This window comes from Microbacterium sp. AISO3 (assembly GCF_002204305.1).
GTDB lineage: Bacteria > Actinomycetota > Actinomycetes > Actinomycetales > Microbacteriaceae > Microbacterium > Microbacterium arborescens.
On sequence record NZ_NHRF01000014.1, the window covers coordinates 26852 to 39487 of the forward strand.

At 71.7% G+C, this 12636-nt stretch carries 9 protein-coding genes and 1 pseudogene; 2 read left to right on the top strand and 8 right to left on the bottom strand.

What is annotated here, in order from left to right; genetic code table 11:
• Positions 1–129 precede the first annotated feature (129 nt).
• From CBF90_RS15340 to CBF90_RS15375, 8 genes and pseudogenes are all read right to left on the bottom strand, one after another.
• A pseudogene (locus CBF90_RS15340) lies at positions 130–2802 on the bottom strand (glycoside hydrolase domain-containing protein); the annotation flags it as partial.
• Positions 2802–3707: an endo-beta-N-acetylglucosaminidase H gene (locus CBF90_RS15345; protein WP_023954274.1), complete on the bottom strand. Its 906-nt coding sequence runs from the start codon at positions 3705–3707 to the stop codon at positions 2802–2804. The gene CBF90_RS15345 and the pseudogene CBF90_RS15340, both read right to left, overlap by 1 nt.
• Before the next feature lie 96 nt (positions 3708–3803).
• Complete coding sequence (locus CBF90_RS15350; RefSeq protein ID WP_088381017.1) at positions 3804–4823, bottom strand: SDR family oxidoreductase; 1020 nt, start codon at positions 4821–4823, stop codon at positions 3804–3806.
• 143 nt (positions 4824–4966) lie between these two features.
• Positions 4967–5335, bottom strand: a complete 369-nt coding sequence (locus CBF90_RS15355) for a hypothetical protein (protein ID WP_036304791.1) — start codon at positions 5333–5335, stop codon at positions 4967–4969.
• 70 nt (positions 5336–5405) lie between these two features.
• Positions 5406–6893 carry a UDP-N-acetylmuramoyl-L-alanyl-D-glutamate--2,6-diaminopimelate ligase gene (locus tag CBF90_RS15360; protein WP_172407870.1) on the bottom strand — a complete coding sequence of 496 codons (1488 nt, stop codon included), beginning with the start codon at positions 6891–6893 and terminating at the stop codon, positions 5406–5408.
• Between the two features lie 118 nt (positions 6894–7011).
• Positions 7012–7308, bottom strand: coding sequence for a hypothetical protein (locus tag CBF90_RS15365; protein WP_023954266.1), 297 nt, complete (start codon positions 7306–7308; stop codon positions 7012–7014).
• Between the two features lie 99 nt (positions 7309–7407).
• Positions 7408–8937 carry a helix-turn-helix transcriptional regulator gene (locus CBF90_RS15370; RefSeq protein WP_172407871.1) on the bottom strand — a complete coding sequence of 510 codons (1530 nt, stop codon included), beginning with the start codon at positions 8935–8937 and terminating at the stop codon, positions 7408–7410.
• A 78-nt stretch (positions 8938–9015) separates the two neighbouring features.
• Complete coding sequence (locus tag CBF90_RS15375) at positions 9016–10458, bottom strand: HNH endonuclease signature motif containing protein (RefSeq protein WP_088381014.1); 1443 nt, start codon at positions 10456–10458, stop codon at positions 9016–9018.
• Between the two features lie 226 nt (positions 10459–10684).
• Here CBF90_RS15375 and CBF90_RS15380 point away from each other — a divergent pair, with 226 nt between their 5' ends.
• Together CBF90_RS15380 and CBF90_RS15385 are read left to right on the top strand one after the other, a co-directional pair.
• Positions 10685–11227: a hypothetical protein gene (locus CBF90_RS15380; RefSeq protein ID WP_071919108.1), complete on the top strand. Its 543-nt coding sequence runs from the start codon at positions 10685–10687 to the stop codon at positions 11225–11227.
• Between the two features lie 56 nt (positions 11228–11283).
• On the top strand, positions 11284–12636 hold a 1353-nt coding region (locus CBF90_RS15385), incomplete at its 3' end, for a sigma-70 family RNA polymerase sigma factor (RefSeq protein ID WP_088381015.1).

The window sequence follows — 12636 nt, forward strand, 5'->3', positions numbered from 1 at the left end:
GGTGTCATCGGTGACCGAGCGCGGCCTGACCTCGAGCAGGTCGTCGAGCGGCTCGGCCGCGAACTCGGTGCTGAACGATGTGGGCCGCGTCTGCCGGGCCCACCCCGTCGGCTCGTCGGAGAGCACCACCTCGATGCGCTCGGCGCCGCGGACGACCGCCGCGGGCACCGCGACGCTCTCCCACGCCCGCCCGTCGATCCGCACCTCGCGGATGTAGGGCAGCCCGGCGCCGGTCGTGATGATCTCGAGCGGACGCCCGCGTCCTTCGGGATGCAGCACGACGCGGGGCAGCAGGGGCGGCGTGAGCACGAACTCGCCCGAACCGGGCACGAGCGGGTAGAGGCCGAGGACCGCGAAGAGGTACCACGCCGACATCTCGCCGTTGTCCTCGTCGCCCGGGTACCCCTGGCCGATGTCCGATCCGACGAACAGCCGGTCGCGGGCCTCGACGACGATGCGGTGGGCGTCGTCGTGCCGCCCGGCGAAGCAGTACATGAACGGGATGTGGTGTGCGGGCTGATTGGACAGCCCGAGCATGCCCATGCGGACATCCCGCGCCTCGCTCATCTCGTGGATGACGAAGCCGTAGGATCCGACGAGGCCCGGGTCCGCCGTCTCGCGCGTCGCGAAGAAGACGTCGAGCGCGGCGCCGAGCGCGGCCTCGCCCCCGTGCAGCGCGGCGAGCCCGGCACCGTCGTGCGGCGCGGTGAACATCGTGCCCCACGCGTTGGTCTCGGTGTAGTCGTGCCCCCACTCGGCGGGGTCGAAATCCTCGGCGCGCACCCGCCAGTCCCCGTCGGGGCGTCGCCCGAGGAAGAAGCCGAGATCGGTGTCGCCGTGCCGGCGGAGGCCGGGACGGAACACCGAGCGGTAGGCCAGCGCGCGGCGCCCGAGGTACTCGGCTTCGGCTGCGAGGCGATCGCGCTCGGCGGCATCCTTCGACTGACGCAGGAGCGCGTGGGCGAGCCGCGCGGCGGCGGCGTCGTTGATCGCGTTGTCGAGCGTCCACGACATGCCCTCGTGGGTGGCGGTGTCGGTGAAGCCGCGGAAGATCGCGGGACGCAGCCCCTTGCGTCCGACACGCGGGTCGGTCGAGGGCACCGTGGCGTGGTGCAGCGCCGAGCGATAGGCCTCCCGCGTGTCGATCGCGACGTCGAGGGCATCGAGGCCCGCGAAGACCGTGTCGCTCGTCGTGCCCGTCATCGAGTCGACCGGGCCCGGCGCGCTCCACCGGGCGACCCACCCGGCATCTCGGAAATGCTGCACGAAACCGTCGGCGAGGGCCGCGGCGGTGCGCGGGGCGAGCAGACCGATCAGCGGCCAGGCGGTGCGATAGGTGTCCCAGAATCCGTTGTTCGACGAATACACGCCCGGCCGCACGACGCCGTCGATCGGGCTGCGGTAGCGGGGGCCCTCGGGCGACGGCTCGTCGTGAGCGTTCGGGTAGCTGAAGACGCGGGCGAGCGACCCGGCGATCGAGCGCAGGGTGTCGCGCGGGATGCCGTCGAGCCCGTCGATCTCGACCCGATCGAGCGCTCCGCGCCAGGCGGCCTCGGCCGCCGCCCGCATGTCGTCGATGCCGCCGGCGGCTCGGGCGTTCTCGGCCGCCTGCTCGGCGTCGATCGTCGACATCCCGATGACGATGTCGGCATCGGCTCGCTCGAAGACGATGGCACCGCGGAGCGTGCCGCGCGAGAGCGCGAGATCGTGGCGACGGACGCCCGGCAGCACGGCGTGCACGTGATGGTCGGGGCGGTCGCCGCCGTCGCGGAGGTGGACGTCGAGGTGCAGCGCCCCGTCGCGCTCCGCCCACGCGGCCGAGACGGCCTCGCCGAGGTGGTCGACGACCACTGAGAGCTCGTCCGTGTGCGAGCGGAACCGCATCCCCACCGCGTGGCGGGCCGCCGTCAGCAGCGCCGACACGCCGTCGAGCTCGACCCGGTACTCATGCGGCGCGGCGAGCTCGTCGGCGCGGTCGAATCGGCGCGCCCGCCTCCGGCGGTCGCGGTGGGGTCGCGCGCTCGGGCTCGGCATGATCTCGAACACCCCGCGGTCGCCGATCCAGGGGCTCGGGATGTGGCTCGTCGCGAAGGCCTCGATCGCCGGCCGGTCGACCTGGTACCGGTAGGGCCAGTTCCCCGCCGCGGCGTCGGTCATCGGCAGGGCGAACACCCCGCCGTGGGGCAGGGTCACGATGGGGGCGGTGTTCCCCCGCGAGAAGCGATCCGACCCCCGGGTGCCGCGGCGGGTGTCGGCCCATCCCAGCAGATGGTCCGGACGGGGCGGCGCGGGCTCGACGGTGGGCGGCGCGACGAAGACCGTGCGCCGGTGCACGCTCGGGCCGAACACGACGCGGACGGCCGCGATCCGGCGCCCGGCGACCGCTCCGAGGTCGATCGTCCGACGGTTCCACTGATCGACCCACATGCGTTTCGCGCGCGCCTGGGCCCCGGGGGCGAGCGCATCGCCGTACTGGTCCCGCACGCCGGCGCCCGAGAGCGTGCCCCCGTCGTCGAACACGAGGTCCACGGTCACGGCGGTCGCCGCATAGCGGTCGTCCGCTGCGCCGCCACGGGCGTCCACTGCGACCGGGAGCATCTCGACGACGAGCTGCTCCCCCGCCGCGACGCGGCGCCCGCGGAGCTCGGGGAGCTCGCTCACGTCCGGCAGGTCGGTCTGAGCCGCCCCGACCCCGACGTCGATGCGGAAGCAGCGACGCGGGTCGGTCTCGGCGGTGTCGGCGGGCGTGAAAGCGGGGACGGCGCGGCGGACCCGGGGGCTCTTCGGAGAGACGGGAAGCATCAGCCGACGTAGACCGCTTCCTGTCCCGAGAGCTCGCGAGTGAACGACGACACGTAGGCGCTGCGGTCGCCCGCGGTCAGGTTGTACGTCACATAGACGCCGTAGCCCTCTTGCACGGTGCGACGGGCGAGGTTCGCCGCTGTGGCGGCCGATGTCTGCGTCAGATCGATCGCGGCGGGACCGAGCCGGTCCTTGCCGACGCCGGGGTACGCGGGAACGTTGTACTGGCCGTAGTAGGGGTTCCAGATGTAGTCGAGCTTGTCGAGCACGGATGCCGGAGCCGACTTCAGGCTCGCGGCCGCCTCCCCGATGTCGTAGAGCGAGATGATGCTGCCCGCGGGGAGCTTCGCATCGAGCGCGTCGACGAGCCAGCGCGCGGAATCGGCGTTCGCCGCCGGCACGCCGTTCGAGCCGTACGACACCCACTCGTCGTCGATGTCGACGCCATCGAGACCGTACTGCTCGACCACCGCGGCGACCTGGTCGGCGAAGGCGGCGGCCGCGGGCTGCGACGGGAAGTTGGCGAAGCCGGCGGCCTGGTGATTGCCGAGCAGCGACAGGGTGACCTTGATGCCCTTGTCCTGCAGCGGCCGGATCTGCGTGTCGGCGTTCTCGAGGGTCGCGGTCACCTGATCGTTCAGGTGCAGTGTGGCCGCGTTGCCGTCGGAGTTGATGTTGGCCGCGAAGATGATCGCGACATCGAAGGCGTTCGACCCGTCGGCGAGCTCGTAGTCGCCGACCGTGCGCAGCTCGTTGCTGTTGACCTCGACGTACGCCACGGTCAGCGGGTCGGTCGATGCCGCCGTGGCCGCGGTCGCGGGCGCGAGCCCGGCTGCGGCCAGAGCGGCCGCCGCCAGGGCGGCGAGCGCGGCGGAACGGCGGGCGGGACGGGGGATCCTCGACATGATGCTCCTCATTGAGTTCGCTGTCGCCGGCGAGGTGCCGACGCGTGCCAGCGAACCGGACTTAACCGGATTAGTCAACGATGGAGCCGGCGCTCGTCACCGCCGCAGCACGGCCTTCGCGCCGGCGATGGCTCCCACGACCGCCGCGGATGCGGCGGCGGATGCCGCTGCGTACAGCGGGCCGCGGTGGCGGATGGCCCAGGTCTGCACGCTCCCGCCCCGCGCGCGGTCGTCGAACGCACCGTGGGCGCCGTGGTCGCCCGGCACCGGCTCGTACAGGTTCGGGGCCGTCCCGGATGCCGCCGAGCCCGGCGCGAACTGGCCTTCCCACGCGTTCTTCGCCAGGTACCAGTCGAGGAAGCGGCCCGCGACGCGGGTGCCGAGGATGAGCCCGACGGTCGACTCCCCCACCCACGTGCGCCGGCGGGGCCGGTCGGCGACGTCGGCGACGGCTCGCGCTCCGACCTCGGGCTGGAAGATGGGCGGGACGGGCTGCGGATGCTGTGAGAAGTTCGACTTCACCCACCCGAACTGGGTCGTGTTGAGGGCGGGCATGTCGACGATCGAGACGGCGACGCGGCTCTTCTCGTGGGTGAGCTCGGAGACGACGGAATCCGTGAACCCGTGGATCGCGTGCTTCGCCCCGCAGTAGGCGGCCTGCAGCGGGATGCCGCGGTGGGCGAGCGCCGATCCGATCTGGATGATGTGGCCGCGGTCGCGGTCGCGCATCCGCCGGAGCGCCGCGCGCGTGCCGTTGACGGTGCCCAGGTAGGTCACGGCCGTCGCGCGGTCGAAGTCGTCGGCCGACGTGTCGAGGAACGTGGCGATCGCGCCCGACATGACGTTGTTGACCCACAGGTCGATCGGACCGAGGGTGCTCTCGACGTCGGCGGCGGCGCGGTCGACGGCATCCGCGTCGGCCACGTCGACCGGCACCGCGTGCGCCCGCCGCCCGGCCGCTTCGATGTCGGCGACGGCGCCGTCCAGCCCGTCACGCCCGCGCGCCAGGACGGCGACGTCCCAGCCGCGGCGTGCGAGCTCGCGGACGATGGCTCGCCCGAGGCCCGCGCTTCCTCCGGTGACGACGGCGACTCCGCGCCCGCTCGTTGCGGCCATGACGATCTCCTTCCACCGAGGCATCCACGGTGGAAGCTCGCGATCGCGACCATTGTCGGCACGCGAGCACGGGGGAACGCAGCCGTTGCCAGGCAGGGCGCGATGGTCTAGGGGAAGCGTCTCGAGGAACCGTCGTGGCGCGCTCAGCGCATGCCCGTCATGCGGTCCCACTCGATCGACTTGAACTGCAGGAAGGTGCAGAGGTTGCCCGCGAAGGCGACCTCGGCGGCCAGCCCCGCCATCTGGTACGGCGTGAGGGTGAGGTCGTCGGAGCGCGCCGTGAGCGTCGCTTCCCACTCGGGATCGTCGATGGCTCGCGGCTGCATGTAGATGTCGGCGGGCGCGTTCGTGAGATGGACGATGACGAGTCCGGTGTCGAGACCGTCCGAGCCGTCCTGGATGGCGACCTTGACCGTGACGCCGGGCGTCTTCCCCTGTTCGAGGAACTCGGCGACCCACTCTTCCAGGAGGGTCTTGGTCCGCACGGGGACCCGAGGGATGTCGTCGCTCATCACGTGGAATTTTGTCATATCCCGAATGAAAAAACCCGCCGTTTCCTGCTGGATACGGTGATGAATCGAACTACCGTCCGTCGGGGAGCAGCGCGTGCGTCTCGCGCCATGCGCGAAGCGCGCCCGCGGCGATCGAGACGTCGTCGGAGGCGACGGCGTCGTCCCCGACGATCTGCACCGACTCATGGCCTTTGCCGGCGATGAGGACCGTGTCGCGGGGTCCGGCATCGGCGACGGCCGCGGCGATGGCCGAGGCACGGTCGCGGACGACGCGGACGTTCTCAACCGAGCGGAACCCGGCGAGGATGTCGGCGACGATGGCGTCGCCGTCCTCGTGATGGACATCGTCGTCGGTCACGACGATGGCATGCGCCAGTTCCTCGGCGATGACGGCCATCTCGGGCCGCTTGCCGCGGTCGCGGTCGCCGGTGCAGCCGAACACCGCGGTGAGCCGGCCCGGGCCGCCCGAGAGGGCGATGAGCGCCTGCCGCAGAGCGTCGGGGGTGTGGGCGTAGTCGACGATGACCTGCGGCCCGGCGCCGGGCGATACGACCTGCATGCGTCCGGGAACCCGGCCGATCGCGCCCACCGCTCGCGCGATCGCGTCGGGCGCCACGCCCTGCGCGCGGAGGATGCCCGCGACCATCGTGAGGTTGTCGACGTTGAAGCGGCCGATGAGCGGCGAGGCGATGTCGAAGCGCGCGCCGTCGATCGTGAGGGCGAAGTCGGCGCCGTCGGGGCGCACGCGGATGTCGTCGGCTCGGACCGCCGCCGTGGGCACGCCGCCCGTCGATACGCCGACGTCCTCGATCCCGATCGGCAGCGCGACTGCCGCGACGTAGGGATCGTCGAGGTTCCGCACCGCCGCGCGGACCCCGGGCAGCCGGAAGACGCCCTGTTTGGCCTGACCGTACGCCTCCATCGACTCGTGGTAGTCGAGGTGGTCGCGGGTGAGGTTCGTGAACGCGGCGATGTCGAAGTGGCAGCCGTCGACGCGCCCCTGGGTGAGGGCGTGCGAGCTGAGCTCGATCGCGACCGCGTCGGCGCCGGCGTGACGGATGTCGGCGAGGAGCTCGTGCATGTCGACCACCGAGGGCGTCGTGAGCGAGGTCTTGGCGAGGGCGCCGAACAGGCCGGCGCCGAGCGTGCCGATGGTCGCGGCGCGCTGTCCGAGGAGCTCCCAGCTCTGGGCGAGGAGCTGCACCGTCGAGGTCTTGCCGTTCGTGCCGGTGACGCCGACGAGGGTCATGCTCGCCGACGGGTGCCCGGTGTACTGGTCGGCCAGCCGCCCGATGGCCGTCGCCAGATGCGGGATGCCGCGCACGCGCGCATCCACGTGCGTGACGCTCGTGTCGGTCAGGACCAGAGCCGCGCCGCGCTCGAGCGCCTGCGTGATGTGGCCGCGGACCCGTTCGTCGCGGCCGAGCGCGACGAAGACGTCGCCCGCTCGGACGGTGCGGCTGTCGCCGCGCAGCCGCCCGCCGGCGAGGTTCCCCCCGGCGACCCCCGTCGCCCACCAATCGGGGTCGAGGCTCCGACCCTCCCCAGCGTCTTGCATGTACCGCCCCACTGCTCTCTGACCCGACGCTCCCATGAGCGGGCGATCACCCGCGGGAAGGACACGTCGGAGCCTGAGATTGGCACTGTAACGTAAGTGCCGCGTAAGCCTGCGGTCATCAAGCCTGGGGCTCGGGCACCATCCGCAGGCCGTCGGCGCTGTTGGCCGATTCCATCAGTGCGTCGATCCACTTCGGGTTGATCTGCGGCTGGCGGCTGCCGGCGAACTGGAACTGGACCGAGATCGTGGGGTGCAGCCAGAAGTCGCGACGGCTCGTGCCGTGCGGCGACGTCGTCTCGAACATCAGCGGTTCACCGCGCCGCAGCTTGGTCATCAGGACCAGCCGGAGGTGTGCGAGCGCACGATCGTCGATCTCGACGAAGTTGGCCGCGTTGTCGTAGAAGAATCTGCCCACTGCTTGAGCTTAAGCGCGACCGGGCAGGAGCGGGCCGGCTTGACGTCCGCCGCTGCAAGGAGCCGACATCGAGCGGTCCGGGCACGGCGAGGCTCGCGCTCAGAGGTAGAAGCCGTGGCGTTCGAGCATGCTCACCGCCTCGTCGCGGGTCGAGGCACCGAGTTTCGCGTACAGCGACCGTAGCTGCGTCTTGATCGTGTTGACCGAGAGGGTGAACTCGCCCGCGATCTCGGCATAGGTCTTGCCGCCGCGGAGCGCGGAGGCGACGGACCGCTCGCGGGGCGTCAGGGCGGGCAGCGCCTGCGCCGACGCGCGGGGTTCGAGGAGCCGGAACCGATCACTCGCCTCGGCGACCCGTGCCGCGAGATCGGGGTGGCGCGCGCGAAGCCGTTCCCGCAGCGGCGTCAGCTGCGTCTGCGGGACCGTCAGGAACGGACCGACCAGGTCGCCGGCGTGCACGGCGAGGCCGCACGCCTCGTCGAACAGGTCGTCGGCGACCTCGCGCTGCCCGACGCGGTCGCGAGCGACGGCACGCCGCACCAGGACGATCGCGAGGGTGCGCGGGCAGTGCCCGGTCCCGAGCTCGAGGCATCCGTCGGTCACCTCGAGCGCCGCGCGATCGTCGCCCAGTGCGAGGTACGCTGCCGCGCGCTGAGCGTTGAAGCAGACCGCGTGGCTGGCAGGCGGGACCTGCGTGTCGAGCAGCGCGAGCGCACGACGGGCTGAGCCCTGCGCGAGCGTCGCCTCGGCGAGGACCGAGAGCGCGAGCTGTCGCACGAGTCGGTGGCTGAGGTGCGACCAGGCGCCACCGAGCACGGTCCGCAGGCCCGCGGCTCCCGTCACCACATCGCCGAGCATCACCTGAGCGATGGCGTCGGCGGTGGCGGCGGCGTGCTGCGCATACGGATCTCGCGGCGCGAGCGAACGAAGCACTGCCGCGGCACGCTCGACCCGGGCCGCGTCGACGGCCCCGACCGCCAGAAGGATGTCGGCGAGGGCGAGGGCATGGTCGGTGTCCGAGGCGTTCCAGCGGTTCGACCGCGACAGCTCGGCGCAGGCCTCTCGGGCGGACTTCGCGGATGCGAACTCGCCGTTCACCGCGAGGGCCAGAGTCTGCACGGCGGCGGCGCGGTAGCGCACGCTGTCGCTGTCGGCGAACGTGAGTGCGCGCGAGACGTACAGGCCCGCGTCGCGCGGGCGCCCGGCCGAGGCGTAGGCCTCGGCGACGGCGGCGAACAGCGACGCCATCGAGTCGAGCCCCAGCACGGCGCGCCCGCGCAGACGGCCCTCGGTGAAGTGGGCGTCGATGAGGGCGAGCGCGCCGTCGAGGTCGTCGAGCCGCACGTGGGCGATGAGCATGCCCTCGAGCAGGTGGATGTTCGATTCGGTCCACAGCTGCGGCGTCGTGCCCACGTCGAGTGTGCGCAGCCGGGCCAGGTCGACCTGAGTCGGCCACCCCGAGCGGGCCCCGGGCAGGCTGCCGCTCACGACGCGATGTGCCGTCGCGCGTAGTTCATGGGTGCGGCTCGGATGCAGGATGGCGCGGCGCTCGATCGTCACGATGGGCCTCCGGAAGTACTCGAGATGCGACGCGACTGTCGCATCGTCGCGAGAGAGAAGCCGTGTCACGCGAATCGTGACGCGAATTCGGAGCATCAGTGGACGCACTGCCCGCGCCGAGGAAGGCTGTCCACCCCGGATGCAGGTTCAGAATGGTGGCGGCTCACCCGGGAGCAGTCCGCCGGTTCCCGCATCCGGTGGCGGGTCCTCGGTGTCGATGGTGAAGCACACCGCGGGTATGGGGACGTCTTCGCGGTAGACCCTGCCGAGGGGTGAGGTCCATTCGAGGACCCCGCCGCCGAGCTGCCGGACTTCCCACTTGGTGAATTGCTTCATGGAGTGGTGTCGTTGGCAGAGGTGGGCGAGGTTGAAGATGTGGGTGTGCCCGCCGAGGGCGTGATCGATGGTGTGGTCGATTTCGCAGCGGATGGCGGCGCGTCGGCATCCGGGGAACCGGCAGTGCTGGTCCCGGGCCATCAGGAGCTTCTTCATCGATGCGGTGGGCCGGTAGGTGTCGATCTCGACCGGGGTCCGGGTGACCGGGTCGATGAAGAGCCGGTCCCACTCGCTGACCTGCCCGGCGAGCTGCCGTGCCGTGTCGGAGTCGATCAGCCCGGCGCCCACAGCTTCGGCGGGGTTGTCATCGCGCCCCATCAGCGTCTCGGCGGTGACGGCGACTTGCACCCGCGCCCGGATGGCACCGAGTCCACCGGGCCGGTCGGTCCCGTAGGTCGGGTCGACCACCGGTGCTCCGCCGAGGACGAGGTCGCCGAGGATGTCGGCCCGCAGTTGATCCATGGTCCGTGTGTCGGCGGGCTCGCCCGACCCGGCGGCATCCGGATCGCCCGAGTTAGCGCCATCCGCGCCGCCGGCGCCAGCAACATCCGTGCCAGCATCCGCGCCCCCGTCCGCTCCGGCACTCTCCACCCGGGCGTCCTTCACGGACTGTCCCATCTGAGTCAGCCGGTCGAGCATCCCCGCCGCGATCACCGTGGGCAGACTGGCGACGAGGTTCGACATCCCATCGGACCCGTGGAACACCCGCACGCACCGTTCCGCGACCGCGGTCTTGTGCCGCTCGGTGAATGTCTGCGGGTGCAGCCGGGCCGCCAGAGCCTCGAGCGCACCTCGCACCCGGGAGGGCACATCCCGCTCGCACACCGCGATCGCGGCTTCCGCGTACGCCGACCGCACCTCGACCGGCACCCCCGCGCCGACCCGCACGACCACATCGACATGTCCGCGTTCGATCCGCCGTGAAACCCAGGCCTCGAACACCGCGGGGTAGTCGTCGATGACGGTCATCGCATGGTCGATCTCACCCTGCAACCGCCGGTCGGTGAGCCGCGCCATCCCCGCCGCCTCGGCCGCGACCGACCGCAGCTCCATGTCCGACGCCATCCCCCGCACCCCATCACGGCGCGCCTCACGCAACGCCGACCGACCCAGCTCCGCCAACGCACGAACCCGCGAGACATCAGCGGCATGGAACTGGTCGAGCGCCTCCGCGAACACGGAGAACGCGTCGGCGTGCGGCGACGCATCCGCGGCCGCGCCGCCTCCGAGCCTCCCAGCGCTATTCGATGCCATGTTCCTATTGTGGTAGCACCCTCCGACACCATGATCGAACACATCTTCTACTTACAATGAGACGAACCAGCCCCATTCCGGGGAGGAATGGACGAGCAATCGACGAGCAAGCGAAACCAGCCGACGAGCCCCCGCCAGCGCCGAACTCACCAGCGCCGAACTCACCCGCGCAAAGAGATTTCGCCGTTCCGCGTCACGATTCGCGACATCCGGCTTCTCTCGATGCATGTACGCAGCGACCAACGCTCTTCCGGCATCACCCGCAGCTGTCATCGGCTCCGGCGCGCAGCCCCGCGCAGCACTCCGACGCGACCGGGCCGGCGACGCCGTCTTCCGCGCCCCGTTCTGGGCGAGCCGGCGGACGCGCGCGGCTCGGCAGTCCGCCCCCGAGGGCGCGATCCGCCCGTCGCGCATCGAGGTCCGCGGCGCCGCCGTGCGCGTGGTGTGGGGATGGCAGGGTTGGCGCGACCGGACGTGGCAGCGCGGTCACGTCGGCTTCGTCTGCTCATCCCGCACGATCGACGATCAGACCGGCCCTGCGCAGCTCATCCTCGTGGTCGACAAGCTGCGGGACGAGGGAGCGGTCGCGGCAGTGCTCTCGTGCGATGCGTTCACACCCGAGACGTTTGCGGCGCTGACCCGCCACCTCCGCAATTTCGAGGCGATCGGTGACGCGGAACGCTCGTCGGCAGACCCGCTCGCCCGGCTGAGACCGCACCTGAACCCGCGACCGGGCTCCTCGCCCTCTCAGTTCGACTCGCTACGATGAGTGAATTCTCATCCGGGTCGGGGTCCGGATGGCATTCGAACGGATGGAACACGGCCATGCCCACGGAGCCGGCCTCCGATGACGCCCTCGTCGAGCGCGCACGGAACCACGATCAGCATGCCTACGGTGAGCTGTGGGTACGCCACTCGGCCGCCGCTCACGCCGTCGCCCGCGCATATTCATCGCTCGATCCCGACGATGTCGTCGCGGAGGCGTTCGCTCGCATCCTGTCGGCGATCCGGCGCGGTGGCGGCCCGTCGATGGGGTTCCGCCCCTACCTGCTCACCTCGGTGCGCAACGTGGCGCACGAGTGGGGCGCGCAGCAGCAGCGCACGTTCGCGACCGATCTCGAGGATGCGGCCGACGAGGCGTCGCCCGACACCGAACGGTCGGTGATCGCGGGCTTCGAGTCGAGCGCCGTCGCGTCGGCCTTCGCGACGCTTCCGACCCGCTGGCAGGAAGCGCTCTGGTACAGCGAGGTCGATGGCCTGAAACCGCGGCAGTTCGCTCCGCTGCTCGGGCTCGCGCCCAACGCGGCATCCGCCCTGGTCGTGCGCGCCCGGCGCGGTTTCCGCGATGCCTGGGTCTCCGCTCAGCTGCGCCGGGCCGACTCGGAGGAATGCCGCCGGACTCTCGAGATGCTCGGCACCCACGCGCGATCCGCGCTCGCGCGGCGCGACGCGCGGCGCGTCGAACAGCACCTCGCGGAGTGCGACGGCTGCGCGCTGGCGTGGGCCGAAGCGCGCGACGTGTCGTCCCGCCTGGCGCTCGTGCTGCTGCCCCTCGTCGTCGGCATTCCCGCCACCGCGTCGTACGCCGCCTGGACTCAGTCGGGAGCAGCGCAGGTCGCGACCTTCGCGCTCGGCCCGAGCGGCGCAGCCGGCGCGGTCAGCACCCCGGGCCACCTCCGCCCCGGCAGCTCCGCCGCGCGCTCGGGGTGGCGCCATCCCCTGCTTCACCTCGCGGTCGTCGCTGCGGCCGGGACGGCGATCGCCTTCGCCGCTCCGCTCCTCGGTCCGGCGGAGCTGCCCGCGAGCACGACCGAGGCGCTGCCGCATCCGTCGAATCCCGCGACGGACGCCGCGAATGACCCGCCCACCGCCTCCGAGACCTCTACACCGCCGACCGCGCCATCCGACGCGCCTCCCCACGACGGGGACGAACCGCTCACCGACGGCCGGTCCGATACCGATGATGCCGAGACCGCTCCCCGTGCAGGCATCCTCCCCCGCCTGTCGCCGACCAAAGCCGCCCCGAACCCGAGCCCGAGCCCGAGCTCGAGCCCGAGCCCGAGCCCAACGGTGCCCAGCAGCCCGATCCCGGGTGCAAGCTCGACCCCGACACCCGCACCGACCCCGACTGCAAGCCCGACCCCGACACCCGCACCGACCCCGACTGCGAGCCCGACC